Source organism: Thalassospira sp. GB04J01 (assembly GCF_000751115.1).
GTDB classification, from domain to species: domain Bacteria; phylum Pseudomonadota; class Alphaproteobacteria; order Rhodospirillales; family Thalassospiraceae; genus Thalassospira; species Thalassospira lucentensis.
In genome coordinates, this window is sequence record NZ_CCDX020000006.1 from 121,455 (window position 1) to 140,501 (window position 19,047).

The following is a 19,047-nucleotide window of genomic DNA, read 5'->3' on the forward strand; positions in this document are numbered from 1 at the left end:
GCGGCGGTTATCGTTTCCCGCATCGATAACCACCGCTTACCACCTTGAGAGGCCTACGGGGAGAGAGGACCCGTAGGTGAGAGACAAGCCATTTTGGGGACAAAATGCGAATGGGTTGCATTCGCGGGCTGTGTCGAGACCTGTTATATGGCAGGAAAAATCATGGCGCAAGTGAAAATCGTTATCAATTGCATAAAAGTTTTAGTTGAGTATTGTGTGATGTAAATATCCCGACAAAAACAGTTGGGTAAACATAAGGTTTCCGGGCCATGCAGCCTGACGAACTATGGAAAACCTTATGTTTTGTGCGGTTTTTTGTGGTGTTATCTTATGCCGAGATATGGCGTCATCAAATCGCAATACGCTGCAAATGATTGTCCCAGCGCAGGCTTTTGTGCGAATCGTCAGGCAATTCAACCCGTTTGCGGCGAATCGCATCCATTCGCCAACCATTGCCAAGGCCGCTGGTGTTGACGAACTCGCCCGCACGGTCTGTTGCCGACAGGCCACAGCCATCCGGTGCGGCAATGTGGGTCAGGAAGTCAGATGTTTTTGCATCCCAGAACGTGACGATACCGCCGCGCGGGCAGGAAATGCCAAAGACCTGACCGGATGCATCAAACCGGACTGATCCGCAATACTGGCGCATGCGCACCTGAACCGTATCAGGGGCTTCCATCGCCCGGATTTCCTTGCCCGGACGATAGGTGCCAACAAGCGGAACTTCGTCGGTTAGCCCGCCATGATACTGGAATCCAACCGCAATCGCGCCATCTTTGGCGACATCAATGTGACGGATGGACAACTGGTGCCAGTCCTGTTTGAGGGATGCCTGATGGACAAGCTTACCGGTTTTGCGATCAATCACCGACAGGTTCGGTTCCATGGTGGCAATGTTAAGTGGCGTGCGGCCATCGTGATCGGGATGGGTGTGTAACCCGCCATTGGCAATGGCGATCTGATCCCCGCCGGGCATCAAATGCAGTTCGTGCGGCCCCATGCCATAACTGTCAAATTCCGCGACCCGGCGATACCCGTCATTGGCATCCCACACAGAAATCACGCCACGCTGATGTTCGAAATCGTTTTCACTGACATAGAGGAACCGCCCGTCGTTGGAATAGATTGAATGGCCATAAAACCGGCGGTCTTCCGGGCAGTGCAATTTCGCGCGGACATCACCGGTATGACGGTCAAGGATCAGCGCATATAACCCCGGGCGGCGCTCAACAGCAGCCACATCAACATGATTGGGGCGCAGGCCAAGGTCATGACCGCGACCGGGCAGGGGCTGTTCAAACAGGATTTTACCAGCGGCATTAAACGCGCTGACATAATAGTCGTCATGATCTCCGGCACTGGCCGAGATATAAGTGGCTCGGTCTTGTGCTGCTGGTGTCGCTGCACGCGCAAGATCAAGCGGCAACAGGGTAAATGCCCCACCAACCCCCATGAGTTTTAAGAACTCGCGCCGTTGATGTCTCATGTCAGTGTCTCCAATCCAAGAATGCCCTGTTCGCCAGATGTGTGAAATCCAACGGGCGTCAATCACCATCAAGGGCGTTAAATCCGCCGCCAAGATTGGTGTTGCCGCCAACATCGTTTTCAACAAGGGTCGTCAGGAAATCGATCTGGCCCTGAAGGTCGACCAGTTTCTGATAGCCATCCGGCTGATCAAGAAGTTCCGTAAGTGACGGCGGCAGGTCCGCAAGAGTGTCTTGCACGGTCTGCCAGTTCAGGCGAAATGACCGATCCAGCAGGCTGCTGTCAATTAATGCGGCCAAACCTTTGCCTTCTTCGCCAGCATCGCCCCATTTGCCATCATAAATGGCAAGAAGCCCGATCAGGTTATGGTGGATGTTGCGAAGCGACCGCTTGGATGTTTCGCTCTCACCCCGGCTGGCTTTGGCGTCTTTTTCCTCATCGCCCAACGGACGGCCAAGTTTCTGGGTCGATATGATCAAAAGCCCTTCATGCAGGGCACGATAAAGATCGGTCGCGGCAAATTTCGCTGTCGGGTAGTCCATGCTGTCGGCGCCAGCCGTACTCATCGCCTCGGCAAAACCCGGCCAATCATCGCGTAATTCACCGGTGATGGCGACAAGATTGGTGGCAATTGCCGATCCATACTGGCACAGGAAAACACCGTCTTCATTGGCGCTGATCAATGCGTCGCTATGCGCGTCATCAAACAGAACTTCTTCAAGGGCCGGGAACCCCTGTAACGCAGCACTGGCTTCGGATAGTTTGACTGGATCGGTAAAGGCGACGGGCTTGTTAAACATCAATTTGCGGAATTGACGCGTGGCCGTACCATGTTTGTCTGGCCAGTATTCAATGTGCTGGTCCCGGCCGTTGGCCACCAACGGTCCCATGCGCCAGGGCTGAATTTCCTGCCAGATGTCCATGGCAGCGTGAAAGTCACCTCTGACATCCGAAAGTCCGTCCGCATCCGGGGCAGAACAAAAATTCGTCAGGCCATCGGCCAAGTCCACCGTCGCGTCGTTCAGGGCATCAAGCTTGGGCGGCATCACCGTTGTCAGCAGGTGCTCAAGGATCGGTCGATAGTCTTCATCGGGAATGTCGGCATATGCCTTTGGGGCGGCGGTACTGATGATGATCAAGGCGGTTGCCGTCGTCAACAAGCTTGTGGTGCGCCAGCAGAATTTTAAGGACATGTGTGTTTTCCGAATATTCACGTGATTTACAAGGCGAGGGCCAAGCTTATACCGGCTCATAACAGCCTAAAGTGATTTAAGAAACGCCAGCAGTTTGCTGCGATCAGATGGTGGCAATTTTGTGACCGCGTCGCGCGCAGGCGTGGCTTCGCCCCCATGCCATAGCACGGCTTCAAGAATGGTTGTTGCCCTCCCATCATGAAGGAACTGCGCACGATCATCAATTTCCTTTGCACGGCCAATTCCCCAAAGTGGTGGGGTGCGCCATTCGCGGCCCGATGCTTGTGATTCTGGTCGATGATCAGCCAATCCATCCCCCATGTCATGGAGAAGCAGATCGCTATACGGCCAGATTACCTGCCCGGATTGTTCAGGTAAATCAGCGCGTTCGGGCAATTCATAGCGTGGCGTGTGGCACGCGGCACACCCAATGGCGTTAAAGATGTCTTTTCCGGCAATTACGTCCGCATCACCGGCATTGATCCGCACGGGTGGGGCAATGTTGCGCGCATAATACAGCACAAGATCGGTGATCTGGCTGTGCGCTTCAAGGTTCTCAAATTCCGGGCTGTTGCCATTTGGCGCATTGCGGCAAAGCGTTTGTGCCTCGGTGCAATCGCCCGACCCGTTGGGATAAAGCGGGGTCGAAAGCCCGATATCAAACTGAAACGCATTTTGGTTTTGCTGATCAAGGGTCGGCATGCCGGCCTTCCAACCAAACCGCCCAATTGCCAGGTCACCCTTGGCAAGATCCCAAACGTAATTCACCCGACCTGAAATACCATCATTGTCGGCATCCTGTGGGTCGGCGCTGGCAAGCAAGGTGTCATCAGAAATGGCTTCAAGCAGCCCCAATCCTATCATTGGCGGGGCAAGGCGCGGGGAGACCATAATCTCGGCATGAAGCGGGCCATAAGCCAAATCGGTCATGCCATAGGTTGGCTTTCGCAAAGTGACGTTCTCACCACCCTCAAGGTCAACCGGCACAGTTTTATAGGTAACCGTAACCCGACCTTCGGCCGGGATGCCGGGAACGGAAAAGTCCTGAAACTGCCCGCCGTATACCGGATCGGGAATGGTGGCGACCTTGCCATTTAAATGATCGCGCAACTGATCGGTATTTTGGGGCGGGATAGACAGGCGCAGCAACATAGATGTTGCCCCCGAACCGGGATCATTTTCATCAACCGGATGGCCCCGACCATTGCGGATATGACATCCGTTACAGGCGCGTGAGTTAAACAGCGGGCCAAGACCGTCTGCCGCCTTGGTTCGGGTCGGTGCGGTGACCCAAAGCCTTTGAAAAAGGGCTTCGCCAAGCTTGAAATCAAGCCGCTTTTCAAAGGCCATATTGGCCGAGTAATGGGTAAAGGCATTGCGCCCATCGGGTTTAAGCCATGTGGTTGTACCACCCGGATAGGCATCGTCGCCGGTTTGCTGCGCCAATGCGTCACAGGGCATCGTGCTGGCTGTACCGCAGGCAAGACCAAGAATTATCGCAAGGGCATGGTTTAAAACGGGACGTTTCATATATCTGTTCTAATTCTTGTTCTTATACAAAGCAAAGCGGCGGGAGAAACCATTCCCCCGCCGCTTGGTGCCGTAAAAGGCAGGTATCAGGACATCAGGCTTAGTTGACAGCCGTCGGATTGTCGAGGCTGTCGGAGCCTTCGAACTCGATGCCATCAATGCCAACTGCTGCAATGATCTGTTCGATTGATTTGGTCTGATCGACCAGTGCATCAACAAAGGTCTGAACAACGGCATTGCCATCATCATTGCCCATTGCGATCAACTGATCAAACGCTTCACCGCCTTCTGCGCGGGTGACCATGGCTTTACCGGCCAGAACCGAGCTTGCAAGTTTGCCGCGTAATTCGGTATCAAGTGCTGCGTCATTGGCAGCGACCAGATCGGAAAGCGATGCACCTTCGACGACTGATCCGTCAACACGGGTGTAACGGCCAAGGTAAACGTTCTGGATGCCCAGCGCGTCGTAATAATGGCTGTTATGGGTGTTGTCCGAAAAGCAATCATGCTCTTCTTCCGGATCATGTAGCAACAGGCCAAGTTTGGTCCGCTCGCCGCCCAGTTCGCCATAAGACAGCGACCCCATGCCGGTGACCATTGCGGTCAGGCCCGGAACGCCGTCGCCTTCAAGAACGGCTGCACGTGCTTCTCCGCCATCAACCCACTGTGCGGTCATCCATTCAAGATCGGATACCATCAGATCGGTTGCGGCTTTAAGATACGCGCCACGACGATCGCAATTGCCATTGGTGCAGGCATCACCCTTGGCATAATCGGTCCATGCACGATCGCCGTTGCCGGCGTCGGTACCATGAAGGTCCTGACCCCAAAGCAGGAATTCAATCGCGTGATAGCCGGTTGCAACGTTGCTTTCGACGTCGTCAATCTCATGCAGGCTTTCGATCAGGCCGGTATCAATGATCGATGCATCAATCGTCTCGCCAGAAATCGACAGGCTCGGATTGGCGATGACATTGGCGGCATAGGCCGGGTTTTCTTCGCTTTCTTCGCCGTAAAGGTCGGTTTCGACATAGTCGATCAGACCTTCGTCAAGCGGCCATGCGTTTACTTTACCTTCCCAGTCATCAACGATGGCATTGCCAAAACGATACACTTCGGTCTGCTGGTAAGGGGCGCGTGCTGCCAACCAAGCCGATTTTGCAGCATCAAAACTGGTTGCGGACGGATCGGCAATCAGTGCGTTAACGGCGGTTTGCAGTTTCTTTGCGGTGATGACCGAGTCTTCATAACCGGCATGTGCAATGTCGGCATAGGTGGTCAAAACGTCTTTTGCGGCCGGTGCGGCATAAGCCTGCGCACCAAGGGTCGAAACCAGTACGGCCGTCCCCAGAATTTTAGCGATTTTCATCGGAGTTCCCATCTATCCCTGAAAGGTGAGCCAAGGGCAAAGCCCCGGGGACCGCAAAGACACATATGACGTGCACAATAAAACAATTACACGGCCAAATATGTGCTTCGATCCCTATGCTTCCATCCAATTGATACTGCTTGTGATAATGATTTTCAATTGAAGAATGACTTTAGGTCGAATTTTTTAATGTTTTTGAAGGGAAATCTTCGATTTGAACTTTTCATCAGGGCGGAACGCGGCATTATGACTAGGGGCTGAACCCAATTGAATGCTGGTACGTGAAAAGGGGATCGTATGGCTGAGCCGATAACCGATGACAAGTCTGGCGAAACGCCCGGTGAGAAAAAGGTCAAACTTTGGGACTTTCCGGTGCGGCTGTTCCATTGGGCGCTTGTCGCCGCCATCGTAACGTCGTGGTGGACCAACCAACAGGTGATGATCGATCTTCATGCGATTGCTGGATACACCATCCTTGCGCTGGTGCTGTTTCGGATCATCTGGGGGTTTGTCGGCAGCTCAAACGCACGGTTTTCATCTTTCTTGACCGGACCAAAACGGGTTCTGGACTATGCATCGAAGGTGCCCAAAGGCTCTGTCGCGGAATTAACCTATGCCGGACACAATCCGGCCGGGGGCTGGATGGTGGTGGTTTTGTTGGTGCTGGTCGGTATTCAGGCCGTCAGTGGACTTTTTGCCAGCGAGGATACCTTCCTGTTCTTTGACGGGCCGCTTGTGGCCTATGCCAGTTCCGATGTTGCACGCATCATGAACTGGATCCATCACACCAATATCAATCTGATTTACGTTGCTGTTGGCCTGCATGTTTTTGCCGCCCTGTTCTATCTTGTCGTCAAACGCGAAAACCTGATCGGTGCCATGGTGACGGGCGCGCGGAAAGTTCCAGCAGAACTGGCAACGTCTTTCCAGACCATCCGGTTTAAATCACCGGTCCTGGGAATCGCGATTCTTGCTATTTGTGGTGTTATTGTCTGGGGAATTGTAACCCTTGCCCGAAGTGGGTGAAATATTTTATCATATCATCATACTAATCTGAAAATGTGTTGCAATGCGGTAAGTTACTGACTTGCCGAACGGATATTTCAAACTAAAGAAAACCAAAAAACGGATATATACCGGATTTTTTGTACCCGTAATTGTGATATAAAACAAAATACTTGATGTGAAAAAATCACTTTCCTAGTCTGACCTCACCAAAGAACAAAACACAGGTGAGGAAACAGCCATGCGGGCACGCGCTACAATCCATAAGGACTTCACAATCGCAACGGTCGATAAGCGGGTATATGGCTCGTTTCTCGAACATATGGGGCGTGCTGTATACACGGGCGTTTACGAACCCGGTCATGAAACGGCGGATAAAAACGGGTTCCGTCAGGACACGTTGGAACTGGTGCGTGGTCTGGATGTGCCGATTGTACGCTACCCCGGCGGAAATTTTGTTTCGGCCTATAACTGGGAAGATGGCATTGGACCGCGTGACGAACGTCCTACGCGTCTTGATCTGGCATGGCGAACCCGTGAAACCAACCAGATGGGCGTGAATGAATTCGCCGATTGGTCCAAGCTCGCCAATACCGAGATGATGCTGGCGATGAACCTTGGGTCACGTGGGCTGGAAGATGCGCGCAACTTCCTTGAATATTGTAACCATCCGGGCGGAACCTATTGGTCGGATTTGCGCAAGTCGCACGGCTATGCCGATCCGCATGATGTGCGCATCTGGTGTCTGGGCAATGAAATGGATGGCCCTTGGCAGGTTGGTCACAAGACCGCGCGCGATTACGGCCATTTGGCGAACGAAGTTTCCAAGGCGTTTAAGTATTTTGACCAATCGCTTGAAACCATCGTTTGCGGGTCCTCAAACGACAAGATGCAAACCTATCCAGAATGGGAAGCAACGGTCCTTGAGGAAAGCTATGACAGTGTCGATTACATCTCGTTGCACAAGTATTTTGGCAATGAGGAACAGGACACGTTGAACTATTTCGGCCGCGCGATGGAGCTGGATCGTTATATCGTGACCATCGGTGGCGTGATTGATTATATCAAAGCCAAGAAGCGGTCGAAAAAGGACGTCAAAATCTGCTTTGATGAATGGAATGTCTGGTATCACAACCGCAAGGAAGATGATCAGCGCATCAAGGAATGGGACTGGCCTGTCGCCCCGGCACTGCTGGAAGAAGTCTACAACTTTGAAGACGCTCTTTTGGTCGCCAGCCTTCTCAACGTCTTTATCCGTCGTGCAGATCGCGTCAAGATTGCCTGCATGGCCCAACTTGTGAATGTGATTGCCCCGATCCTGACCCGCGAAGGTGGACCGGCATGGGCACAGACGATCTACTATCCACTGCAATTTGCGTCAAAGTACGGTCGTGGAACGGCACTTAATGTTAGTGTTGATGGACCGACCTATGACTGTGATGTCTCGCAGGATGTGCCATATCTTGATACCTCGGCTGTGCTGGCAGAGGACGGAAAATCGCTTAATATCTTCCTGATCAACCGCCATTTGGACGATGACCTAACGCTTGATATGGCCCTTGAAGGGTTTGGTGCGGCGTCCGTGATCGAACATTCCGAACTGTCGGGCTTTAAACTTGACGACCGCAATACGATTGAGGCGCCCGCAACCGTGACGCCCAAGAAAGGCAGTGGCGTTGCCCTTCAAGATGGCAAGCTGGTTGGAACGCTCAAACCACTGTCCTATCACCTGATCCGCATTTCCGTTGATGCATCGGCCTGATGTGCTGTGACCGGCCCGCTTTATGCGGGCTAGTCCAGACTGCATTGGGAACAGTTTTCCGGGAGGACAGTGGAAATGTCGGGTGTTTCGCTCAGTAATATAAAAAAGGCCTATGGCCCGATCGATGTCATTCATGACGTCAATATCAAGGTCGAGCAGGGTGAGTTCGTTGTCTTTGTCGGGCCGTCGGGATGTGGAAAATCCACATTGTTGCGAATGATTGCCGGGCTGGAGGAAACCACAGGGGGCACAATCGACATCGAAGGCGTCGATGTCACCCATCTCGAAGCGGCCAAGCGTGGCGTTTCAATGGTGTTTCAGTCTTATGCGCTTTATCCGCATCTGAGCGTCTTTGATAACATGGCGTTTAGCATGCAGATCGCACGCCGCCCCAAAGACGAAATAAAGCAAAAGGTCGATGAGGCAGCACGTATTCTTCAGCTTGAAGACCATCTTGACCGGAAACCATCGCAGCTTTCGGGCGGGCAGCGTCAGCGTGTTGCAATTGGTCGGGCGATTGTGCGGCAACCAAAAGTCTTCCTGTTTGACGAACCTCTTTCCAATCTGGATGCCGAACTGCGTGTTCAGATGCGTATGGAAATCGCACGTCTGCACAATCAAATCGGGGCGACGATGATCTATGTGACCCATGATCAGGTCGAAGCCATGACATTGGCCGATAAGATCGTGGTGCTTAAATCCGGTTCAGTACAACAGATCGGCTCGCCACTCGATCTTTATGACAATCCCGATAATCAGTTCGTCGCGGGCTTCATCGGTTCGCCGAAAATGAACTTCCTAAAGGGGATCGTCAATGAACCCCGCGTAGATGGCAAGATCACCATCACGCTTGATGATGCCCCAAACACGACATTCGATATCACAAGTGGATCGGCAACACTCAACGCAGGTGATGCGGTCACAGTTGGCATTCGCCCCGAAAACATCGGACTTGAACATGATGAGACGGTCGGACCGACCGTATTGCTCAAGCCCGAATTTACCGAAGAACTGGGTGGGGTCAGTTACATCCATACCCAGACCAAGGACGGTGTTCGCGTCACCATCGAACGTCGTTCGGAACGCAACCGCATTGATCAGGAAGACCTGCAGGTCACGTTACCTGTGCGTGATCTTTTCTTGTTCGATGCCGATGGGGCACGCCTGCGTTAGGCCGTCCCGAAAGAATATGCCCGGTCCGGAAACATAAAAAAATACAACCGTGATACGGGCTCAAACCAACCGGCCCAAATGCCGGTTATCAAGGAGGAAACGTCGTGAAAACAGCTATCAAGGCAGCACTTTCCGCTGCGGTATTGTTCGGCAGTGCTTTTAGCGCCTCTGCCAAAACCGATATTACGTGGTGGGACTTTCTTGCGGGCGGGGACGGGGTCCGTATGAAGGCCCTGATCAAGGAATTCAACGAAACCCACCCCGATATTCAGATCAACGCAACGACACTGGAATGGGGCACACCGTTCTATACCAAAGTTCAAACCGCAACGGCAGTCGGTCAACAGCCCGATATCATGACCTATCACCTGTCGCGCTTCCCGCTCGCGGTCCCGCAAGGTGTGTTGCGCCCGATCACCGACGCCGAGCTGTCCGAGGCCGGTTTGTCCGCAGATGATTATTTCGAATCAAGTTTCGATGCGGCAAAAGTCGATGACAAGCTTTATGGCATCCCGTTCGATATTCATTCCATCGTCCTTTATTACAACAAGGACGCGCTGGCAAAGGCTGGGTTGCTGGGTGATGATGGCAAGCCCAAAGGACTTGAAGGGCTCGAAAACTTCAACGCCGCCCTTGCAAAACTCAAAGAATCCGGTTCGGAAATTCCGCTGTCGCTGCATACCGATGAAGGCGGTTCAATGTGGCGCGTCTTCTATACGCTGCTGTCCCAGCAAGGCGGCAAGTTCATGGACGGCGATGAAATCCTGCCTGGTGACGAGGGGCTCGAAGCGCTCAAAGCCATGACCAACTGGGTTTCGTCGGGATATTCACCTGAACTGATTTCATACGAAGCATCGATTGCGCTGTTCACCTCCGGGCGGGCTGCCATGCACATCAATGGTGTATGGGAAGTTCCGACTATGAAGGATCTCGCCGCAAGCGGTGATCTCGGCTTTGAATGGGGTGCTGTACAAATCCCGGTATTGATGGGAAAACCGGCAACCTGGGCTGACTCACACGCCTTTGCCATTCCCAACAGTGAAGAAAACCCGGTTTCCCCGGAAAAGGTAAAAGCCGTGCTTGAGATCATTGCATGGCTGAATGACCATAGTCTGGCATGGGCCGAAGCTGGTCACATTCCGGCATACAAACCCGTCGCACAAAGCACGGAGTTCAAGGAAATGGAGCCGAATGCGACCTATTCCTCGCTGGCTGATACGGCGGTCTTTGATCCGCAATCACCCATCGCAGGTGTTGCAGGACCGATCTATGAGGCGACCCAGAACTTCATTGTACCAGCATTGAACGGGCAGCTTGACCCAGAAGAGGCACTTGAAATGGTTCGCGATGAATTGAAAAACGCGAATATGAACTGATCACGCGTGAGGATCGATGGTCGGCATGCCTCCCTACTGCCGGCCATCGTTTTTCAACGATGAGTTTCTGTATTGCTAGAAGTTTCGAGATGGGGTGGCTACCGATGCGGCCAAAGTCCAAGAATAACAAGACACTGACGGCAATCCTGCTGATCGCACCGTTTGTTCTGTGCTATCTCGTGGTGTTTGCTTATCCGGTCTATAAAATGTTCGCGATGAGTTTCACCGACGCTCCTTTGATCGGAGAAGGCGATTGGGTGGGACTTGAAAACTATGTCCGGATGTTCCAGCACAAGCTGTTCTATACGTCGGTGTATAACACGCTTTATTTCGTTGGCTTGACGGTCGTTCCCAACACCCTGATCGGTCTTGGCATTGCGATGATGATTGTACGTCTGAACGGCATGGTTCAGGCCGGTATCCTGATCTTGTTTTTCATGCCCTATATCCTTCCGGTGACGGTCGTGACCCAAATTTGGCAGTGGGTTCTTGATCAACAATTTGGCGTGGCACAGCCGCTTATTGAAGCGGTGGCCGGAAAACGCATCAGTGTGTTCCGCGATCCCTTATGGGCCATGCCGATGGTGGCGCTGGTTACCATCTGGTGGACCAATGGGTTTAACGTTCTTTTGTTCATTTCTGCCCTTCGCAACATTCCGCAAGACTACTACGAAGCCGCCTCGTTGGACGGCGCAAGCCGTTTCCAGCAATTCCGCCGTATCACCTGGCCGTTGCTCTGGCCCGTAACGGCACTGGTTTTGACATTGCAGCTGATCTTGCAGCTCAAGATTTTTGATCAGATTTACCTGATGACACAGGGGGGGCCGTTCAATTCGACTTATGTGCTGCTGCAACTTGTTTACCGCGAGGCATTTGGTCGCAATCAGGGCGGCTATGCATCCGCCGTGGCGGTCGCATTGTTTGTTTTGATCGTTATTGTATCGGTCTTGCAATATCAGCTGCTTAAAGCGCGGGGGAAATCGTGATGGGAAACATGAAAACCGGTAATATCCTGTTGCTCACCTTTACGGTCATTGCGGCCTGTGCCTGGGCGTTCCCGCTTTATTGGGCGATTGTGACATCGATCAAACCCGAAACCGATGTTGTCGCAGGAACAACTTTTCTTCCTGAAACGATTGATATTTCCTCTTACGTTTGGGCGTTGCTCGAAACCAACATCGTGCGGTGGTACATAAACTCGATTGGCACATCTGTGCTGATTACGGTTGTCGTCATCATGATCAGCATGATGTGTGGCTATGCGCTGTCGCAGATCGTCTTCCCGGGGCGTCGGGCTTTGTTCCTGATTGTGCTGGCAAGTTTCATGGTGCCATCACAGGCGCTTGTCGTGTCGCAGTTCATCCTGATGCATAAGTTCGGCATGGTCGATAGTTGGGCCGGGATTATCCTGCCCCAAGTGATCATTCCCGTGGTGGTGATTGTCTATAAGCAGTTCTTTGATTCCGTACCGCGTGAATTACGCGAGGCAGCCAAGCTTGACGGTTGCAGCGAATTTCAGATCCTGTTCAAGCTTTACCTGCCCTTGAATTGGGGGATTACCGCGGCTCTGTCGATCATCACCTTTATCATGGCCTGGAATAATTTCCTGTGGCCGTTTTTGGTCATCACGTCCGAGGAAATGATGACAATTACGGTCGGTATCACACAGGTCGGTGATGCCTTTGGCGTGAAATATGCGCGTGACATGGCAATCGCCGTCATGGCGGCCATGCCGGTTGCCATTGCCTATCTTATTTTTCAGCGCCGCGTGACACAGGCAATCATGTTGTCATCTGGTATCAAGGGCTAGGTTTATGCCAAACTGCCCTAAGGGCAGGGATTAGGGAAACCTTCAGGGAACAATAAAAAGTCATGCAGACAAAATTACTGACGGTCGATCCGGTCAAGGATGCAGATATCGTTCAGGGACTGGCATCCAAGACACGGATCGATATCCTGTATCTTTTGCGTAAAAATGGCCCGCAGAACGTCAATGAAATCGCCGAGAAGATGGGTTTGCCGCAATCTACTGTGGCAACCAACATCAAAACGCTTGAAAAGGCGGGTTTGGTTGAAACCCAGACGATGAAGGCCAAAAAGGGCAATCAAAAGATTTGCTCGGCGGCCTATGGGGAAATCTATATTCGGTTTGATGATGACAAGAACACTTCGGATAATGACCGGGTTGTGGTCAGCATGCCGATTGGTCTGTTTACCGAATTTGATGTCGGTGCACCTTGCGGGATGTGTTCGGTCGAACGGGTTGTGGGTGTTCTTGATGTGCCCAATGTTTTCCTTGATCCCCAACGCATGCAGGCAGCCCTTCTTTGGTTTACCCGCGGCCATGTTGAATACAAGTTTCCCAACAACGCGATGGTGACCGGACGGCAGCCCAAACGACTGGAAATTACCGCTGAGCTGAGTTCTGAAACGCCTGAAACCAACAGCGAATGGCCATCGGACATTTCCGTCTGGATTAACGGGTTCAATGTTGGCACATGGACATCACCGGGTGATTTTGGGGATCGACGTGGACTGTATTCACCTGGCTGGTGGAAACTTGAAGGATCCCAGTACGGGCAACTCAAGACGTGGGTCATTGATGAAAACGGCACTTGGGTCGATGGGAAAAAGATTTCCGCACAGACAATCAATACGCTTGAAATTATGGACCATCACTCGGTCCGCTTCAGGATTGGCGTCGATGAAAATGCGGCGAACCCCGGCGGGGTCAATATCTTTGGACGCGGTTTTGGCGACCATGATCAGGACATCACCATGACCTTGCATTTTTAATCATCCAAGGCATCTGGACGGTCCGAAGGTCGCCATCGCAAAAAATTCCCCGGTCAGAATTTCCTTGATGCTGTTGGGGGACAGCAGAGGGAGATGAAATTACTGACCGGGGTGCTCACCCAAGGAAGGGTGAGCCTAACTTTTCTTATTTCGTGCGATATTCGTCGTGGCAGCCTTTGCAGTTTTTGCCAAGATCACCCATGGCTGCCCCCATGGCCGCTTTGTCACCGGCAACAGATGCCATTGCCAATGCAGCTTTCTTAAGCTCGGGGAAGCGGTTGGCAAAGCCATCCCAGTCAGACCAGATTTTTTCATCTGCCGTGGTTTTGACAGATGCATCCATGGTTTTGGGCTCAAACGCATTTGGTGCTGCCGTGGCGGCAAAGGCGATACCATTTGCAAGGTTGCGCACGACCGGATCGGGAAGGTCGCACTGTCCTTTTAAATAGCAGCCAAGTGTGCCCATCGCGCCGCCAATGCCATCCATCAACATTTTCCGGGTTTCAACGGTTTCGTTATCCATCATCTCGTCAGCGTTGGCTGCCATCGGCATAACGGACCCTGCCGCGATCATCGCGCCGAGCAGGCCTGCAGTAACAAGGTGCTTCATAGGGTTCTCTCTACGTTGGTTTTGCATGTCTCTCTGATCACCAGACAGGCCTTCTATTGTTATCTATAAAGCAAGCATCTTGTTGCTTCTGGACTGCCGGTCAGCTTAGTGTCCCAGTTGTGCCCCAAAAACCGGAATCACAAGCGCGTGAAATCGACGACTTTTTTCAACGCGTGCGTTCAAAGGAACTGCCCCGAATGTCTTCTGTCGCCCCCAAATCTGCCGATGGTACCCCGTCAAATGCCAACGAAACCGCCATTCGCGAAGGCCGCGCACGCGCACGTGCTGTCATTCGTGATTGGGATTTGACGCGCGCCTATATCAATGGCGAATGGCGCGAAGCAGACAGCCGTGAAAAGCTTGATGTGATTGATCCGGCCAAGGGCGATGTGATTGGCGGTGTTCCGTTCATGCGCACATCCGAGGCGCGCCGGGCAATTGATGCGGCGTCTGAGGCGTTCCCGGCATGGTCAACCCGACTGGCAAAGGACCGGGCGGCGATATTGCGCCGCTGGCGTGACCTGCTTGAAACCCATCAGGAAGAACTGGCATCCCTGATTACGCTTGAACAGGGCAAACCCTATGATCAGGCGCTGCGCGAAGTCGTCGGTGCCATCGCCTATGCCGAATGGTACAGCGAAGAAGCCAAGCGCGCCTATGGCCAAACCATGCCCGCCACCCAACGGGATCGTCGGGTTGTGGTTCAAAAACACGCGGTGGGGGTCGTTGCCGCCATCACGCCGTGGAATTTCCCGCTGACCATGGTGGTGCGTAAATGCGCCCCGGCACTGGCCGCGGGATGTACCGTCGTTGTCAAACCGGCCGAAGATACTCCGCTTTCAGCACTGGCTGCGGCCAAACTTGCCCATCAGGCAGGATTCCCGCCCGGGGTCTTTAACGTTGTCACCGGCTTGCCCCAACCGATTGGCGAGGCTCTGACCGGCGATGAACGGGTCCGCATGTTATCTTTTACCGGCTCGACCGAGGTTGGCAAACGCCTCATGGCGCAATGTGCACCAACCATGAAAAAGCTGTCGCTCGAACTTGGCGGCAATGCGCCGTTCATCGTGATGGATGATGCCGACATTGATGTCGCGGTCGCCGGGGCAATGATTTCGAAATTCCGCAACAGCGGTCAAACCTGTGTCTGTGCCAATCGCATCTTTGTTCAGGACGGTGTGTATGATGCCTTTGTTGAAAAGTTCATTGCCGCAAGCAATGCCCAGACCATCGGCAATGGCTTTATCCCGGGGATGGAGCTTGGCCCGTTGATCAACCGTCAGGCGGTGGCAAAGGTCGAACGGCTGGTCCAAAATGCTCAAAAGGCCGGGGCGACTCTGCACTACGGGGCAGAGCTTCCTGCGGATGGTCACTTCACCCGGCCCTTGGTGATGACAGACGTGCCGCTTGATGCCGATTGCTTTGATGAGGAACTGTTTGCGCCGGTTGCGCCAATTTACCGGTTTGAGACCGAGGATGAGGCAATCACCCTTGCGAACCGGGTGCGCACGGGACTGTCGTCATATGTCTACAGCCGGGACGTCGGACGTATTCAACGGATTGCTGATCGCCTCGAAGCAGGGGTCGTCGGGATCAATGACGGCACCACCAGCCACGAAGGCGCACCGTTTGGCGGGGTTAAGGAAAGTGGACAGGGCCGCGAGGGCGGGCATTGGGGACTCGAAGAATATCTGGAACCCAAATACCTCAACTACGCCATCGGTTGAGAATGAAATTTCCCAATATCGGTCGGGTTGACCAGCAGGATCGATTTTAAAGATCGCAAAACGGCAATAGCAGAGGATGCTATTGCCGTTTTTTATGCCCGAACCAAGCCATGCAAAATTGTGCAGAAGGACTCCAGTAGAATATCTGGTCGGTTTTTAGCACCTGTTGCCAAAAAACCGTATGCCGCAAAGCACTATCCGTGTCGTTTTCTTCTGCGCTTACAGGCCATGAGACCTTTGAAGGCCGGGGTAATTTGGAACTTTAACAAGTTCGCTCCGCAGCCTTCACTGGATGGCATGGGAAAAATGCAGCAAATCGAGCATGTTATTTGTCATGAGACAATCATGCGTCAGGCGCATGATGAAAATGTGTCGATAATGTTTCATGATATGCGTCAAATGCATGGGTGAGCTGAGAAAACTCTTCTCGTAGGGATCAACAAACAGGCGTACATCGGGTTCAACGAAATGAAACGCGAAACCCAAGCGCGAATAGCGCGTGATGCTTTTGAAAGGATACGGCCATGAAAGCCTATCGTGATTATGACCTGGTTGCTATCGAACGCGAAGCAGAACGTCTGCGTGCACAAGCGATGCAGCAGATGTTTGTTGCCCTTGTACGCAAGATCGGCGCGCTGTTCGGTGCAAACCGTAAACCGCATGGTGGCGTTGCTGCCGGCGCTTAATTCAAGCGCGACATAGAATTCCGGTGCGGTTCATTCCGTACCTTGAAAAACACCCCCGCATTCCTCCCATGCGGGGGTGTTTTCGTATGTGGGCTTCACCTTGGCGATTCTTGCGGTTATGAATGAGGCAGATCACGCATAGCCCGGAGATATCAGCCCATGCAGCTTGCCCATTACGCCTTTGGCGAAGAAAACCGTGATAATGGAACCATTGTGATTGTCCATGGTCTGTTCGGGCAGGCGCGCAACTGGACAGCGATTGCCCGGCGTCTGGCGGAAAAATATCATGTGGTGACGGCCGATTTGCGCAATCACGGACGGTCGGGCTGGGATATGGACATGACATACCCCGCCATGGCCGACGATCTGGCCGTGCTGATCAAGGATGTCTCTGACACACCGGTGCATCTGGTTGGCCATTCGATGGGCGGTAAGGCCTCCATGGTTTTGGCTTTATCGCAAAATGCCAAAGATGCCGGGTTGGTGTCCGACCTTGTGGTCGTGGATATCGCCCCTGTGGTCTATGACCATGATTATACCGACTATATTACCGCCATGCGCGGCGTTGATTTCGATACCGTGTCACGCCGGGCCGAGGTCGAAGACGCATTATCATCGGGGATTGCCGAAAAAGGCGTGCGCCAGTTTCTGGCCCAAAGTGTCACGACCGACAAGGAGACCGGCAAAATGGCGTGGCAGGTCAATATTGATGCCATGGCCGATCATTTATCCGACATCACCGGCTGGCCGCAAAGCGATCTTTCTGATCAATATGACGGGGATGTCTTGTTCATTTCCGGGGCCAATTCGCATTATGTCGATCCCAAGGACCGCGATCACATCAAATCGCTGTTTCCCAAGGCGGCCTTTACCAGCATCAAAGGCGCAGGCCACTGGGTCCATGCCGAAAAACCCGATGCGGTTCTTTTGACGTTATCGGCGTTTTTAAACCGCTAGGAGACTGTCGCAATGGTTGACGTTCCCAAGGGATGGCAGTTGCCCACCAACGATGCGATCCGGGTCGAGGACATCGAATGCCTATCGGATAACTGGTATCATCTTTACCGCGTGACGTTTGATCTGCGCCGTCAGAATGGTGAATGGCAACGACAGCAACGCGAAGCCTATGACCGGGGCAATGGGGCGGGGATTTTGCTGTATAACCGTGCGGATCGCACCGTGATCCTGACCCGGCAATTTCGTCTGCCGACCTTTGTAAACGGCAATGAAAACGGCATGCTGATCGAAGTCCCGGCAGGCTTGCTTGATGACCGCGATCCGGCGGCTGCCGTGATTGCAGAAGTGCAGGAAGAAACCGGCTATAAAATCGGCAAGCCGCAAAAGCTGTTTGATCTGTTTATGAGCCCGGGCTCGGTTACCGAACGGCTGCATCTGTTCATGGCCGAAGTCACCAAGGAATATCAAACCGGCAAGGGTGGCGGCCTTCATGAGGAGGGCGAGGATATCCATGTTCTCGAAACCCCGTTTGAAGACGCCCTTGCTATGGTGGCCGATGGCCGCATTCGGGACGCCAAAACAGTCATTCTGTTACAACATGCCCAACTGGCGAAAATCTTCGACTAACGCTTGATCACCACGGCAGGTTTTCGCCGTCATAGGCATAAAAGCCACCAGACTGTTTGGCACTCAGCCCGTCAATCACACGCAACATGTTGGTTGTCGCCTCAGTCGGTGTCTGTACTTTCAGTCCGGATTTGGCAAACGGCCCGGAAAGCCCGGTATCGACCGTGCCGGGATGCAGGGCAACACAGATCGCATCATGCTTGCTGCGGCCGATTTCAATCGCGCTGCATTTCACCAGTTGATTAAGGGCGGCCTTGGCTGCGCGATAGCCGTACCAGCCGCCCATGCGGTTATCACTGATGCTACCGACCTTGGCCGACAGGGTGGCAAACACCGATTTGCCATCACGGGGCAAAAGCGGGCAGAAATGCTTCATCAGCAACGCCGGACCAATCGCATTGATCAAAAACTGCTTGGCCATATAGTCCGCATCAATATGGCGCAGTGATTTTTCCGGCTGATGGGTGTCATCATGCAGATACCCCGTGGCATCAATGATCAGCCGAACATCCCCCGAAAGCGCGCGAAGGTGCTGAACGCACGCCGCAATGCCGTCCGGCTTGGTGAAATCAAGGGCCGGATCGGTCGTGCGCGAAAAACCGACAACATGCGAAAATCGATCGCTTTGCGTAAGCTGGGCCATAAAAGCCTGCCCGATCCCGCCCGTGGCACCAATCACCACGGCAATTGATGGGGTGGCAAAGCTGTCAAGTTCTGGCACGTCAGTCATGGTCAGGCTCCTGCGGTGATG

Annotated in this window: 18 protein-coding genes; 12 read left to right on the top strand and 6 right to left on the bottom strand. The window is 53.1% G+C overall.

The annotated features are described in order from the left end of the window. Positions 1-349 precede the first annotated feature (349 nt). From AMM48_RS04360 to AMM48_RS04375, 4 genes are all read right to left on the bottom strand, one after another. Entirely contained in the window at positions 350-1,486 is a 1,137-nt protein-coding gene (locus AMM48_RS04360) for a DUF1513 domain-containing protein (RefSeq protein WP_102783068.1), read from the bottom strand. 58 nt (positions 1,487-1,544) lie between these two features. Further along, positions 1,545-2,678, bottom strand: a complete 1,134-nt coding sequence (locus AMM48_RS04365; protein WP_102783069.1) for an imelysin family protein — start codon at positions 2,676-2,678, stop codon at positions 1,545-1,547. Positions 2,679-2,744: 66 nt separating this feature from the next. Further along, positions 2,745-4,208, bottom strand: a complete 1,464-nt coding sequence (locus AMM48_RS04370) for a di-heme oxidoredictase family protein (protein ID WP_102783070.1) — start codon at positions 4,206-4,208, stop codon at positions 2,745-2,747. A gap of 100 nt (positions 4,209-4,308) precedes the next feature. Then, positions 4,309-5,577, bottom strand: a complete 1,269-nt coding sequence (locus tag AMM48_RS04375; protein WP_102783071.1) for an imelysin family protein — start codon at positions 5,575-5,577, stop codon at positions 4,309-4,311. 297 nt (positions 5,578-5,874) lie between these two features. Here AMM48_RS04375 and AMM48_RS04380 point away from each other — a divergent pair, with 297 nt between their 5' ends. The 7 genes from AMM48_RS04380 (at position 5,875) to AMM48_RS04410 (ending at position 13,689) form a co-directional block, all read left to right on the top strand. Next, a complete protein-coding gene (locus AMM48_RS04380; RefSeq protein ID WP_102783072.1) occupies positions 5,875-6,603 on the top strand; it encodes a cytochrome b/b6 domain-containing protein in 729 nt (242 codons plus the stop codon). A gap of 220 nt (positions 6,604-6,823) precedes the next feature. Further along, positions 6,824-8,344: an alpha-N-arabinofuranosidase gene (locus AMM48_RS04385; RefSeq protein WP_102783073.1), complete on the top strand. Its 1,521-nt coding sequence runs from the start codon at positions 6,824-6,826 to the stop codon at positions 8,342-8,344. Positions 8,345-8,419: 75 nt separating this feature from the next. Continuing rightward, positions 8,420-9,517, top strand: a complete 1,098-nt coding sequence (ugpC, locus tag AMM48_RS04390; RefSeq protein WP_101304269.1) for a sn-glycerol-3-phosphate ABC transporter ATP-binding protein UgpC — start codon at positions 8,420-8,422, stop codon at positions 9,515-9,517. Between the two features lie 104 nt (positions 9,518-9,621). Continuing rightward, positions 9,622-10,893 (top strand): ABC transporter substrate-binding protein, encoded by a 1,272-nt coding sequence (locus AMM48_RS04395; protein ID WP_102783074.1) that lies wholly within the window; start codon positions 9,622-9,624, stop codon positions 10,891-10,893. An 89-nt stretch (positions 10,894-10,982) separates the two neighbouring features. Beyond that, positions 10,983-11,879, top strand: a complete 897-nt coding sequence (locus AMM48_RS04400; protein WP_244271115.1) for a sugar ABC transporter permease — start codon at positions 10,983-10,985, stop codon at positions 11,877-11,879. Next, complete coding sequence (locus tag AMM48_RS04405; protein WP_102783076.1) at positions 11,879-12,703, top strand: carbohydrate ABC transporter permease; 825 nt, start codon at positions 11,879-11,881, stop codon at positions 12,701-12,703. The genes AMM48_RS04400 and AMM48_RS04405 overlap by 1 nt, the downstream gene beginning before the upstream one ends. Before the next feature lie 62 nt (positions 12,704-12,765). After that, positions 12,766-13,689, top strand: coding sequence for an ArsR family transcriptional regulator (locus tag AMM48_RS04410; RefSeq protein ID WP_102783077.1), 924 nt, complete (start codon positions 12,766-12,768; stop codon positions 13,687-13,689). Positions 13,690-13,834: 145 nt separating this feature from the next. Here AMM48_RS04410 and AMM48_RS04415 read toward each other — a convergent pair whose 3' ends face one another. Next, positions 13,835-14,299, bottom strand: a complete 465-nt coding sequence (locus AMM48_RS04415) for a cytochrome c (protein WP_022733187.1) — start codon at positions 14,297-14,299, stop codon at positions 13,835-13,837. Between the two features lie 197 nt (positions 14,300-14,496). On the opposite strand from AMM48_RS04415, the gene AMM48_RS04420 reads away from it, so the two are divergent. The 5 genes from AMM48_RS04420 (at position 14,497) to AMM48_RS04435 (ending at position 18,296) form a co-directional block, all read left to right on the top strand. Further along, positions 14,497-16,026 carry an NAD-dependent succinate-semialdehyde dehydrogenase gene (locus tag AMM48_RS04420; protein WP_102783078.1) on the top strand — a complete coding sequence of 510 codons (1,530 nt, stop codon included), beginning with the start codon at positions 14,497-14,499 and terminating at the stop codon, positions 16,024-16,026. A 27-nt stretch (positions 16,027-16,053) separates the two neighbouring features. Continuing rightward, the gene (locus tag AMM48_RS04425) at positions 16,054-16,437 is read left to right on the top strand and encodes a hypothetical protein (protein ID WP_102783079.1); all 384 of its coding nucleotides are present in this window, start codon (positions 16,054-16,056) and stop codon (positions 16,435-16,437) included. 113 nt (positions 16,438-16,550) lie between these two features. Next, positions 16,551-16,712 carry a hypothetical protein gene (locus AMM48_RS22140; RefSeq protein ID WP_022733184.1) on the top strand — a complete coding sequence of 54 codons (162 nt, stop codon included), beginning with the start codon at positions 16,551-16,553 and terminating at the stop codon, positions 16,710-16,712. Between the two features lie 159 nt (positions 16,713-16,871). After that, positions 16,872-17,669 carry an alpha/beta fold hydrolase gene (locus AMM48_RS04430; RefSeq protein ID WP_102783080.1) on the top strand — a complete coding sequence of 266 codons (798 nt, stop codon included), beginning with the start codon at positions 16,872-16,874 and terminating at the stop codon, positions 17,667-17,669. A gap of 12 nt (positions 17,670-17,681) precedes the next feature. After that, a complete protein-coding gene (locus AMM48_RS04435; protein WP_102783081.1) occupies positions 17,682-18,296 on the top strand; it encodes an NUDIX domain-containing protein in 615 nt (204 codons plus the stop codon). A gap of 7 nt (positions 18,297-18,303) precedes the next feature. On the opposite strand, the gene AMM48_RS04440 is transcribed toward AMM48_RS04435, so the two are convergent. Continuing rightward, positions 18,304-19,026 carry an SDR family NAD(P)-dependent oxidoreductase gene (locus AMM48_RS04440; RefSeq protein WP_102783082.1) on the bottom strand — a complete coding sequence of 241 codons (723 nt, stop codon included), beginning with the start codon at positions 19,024-19,026 and terminating at the stop codon, positions 18,304-18,306. Between the last annotated feature and the right edge of the window lie 21 nt (positions 19,027-19,047).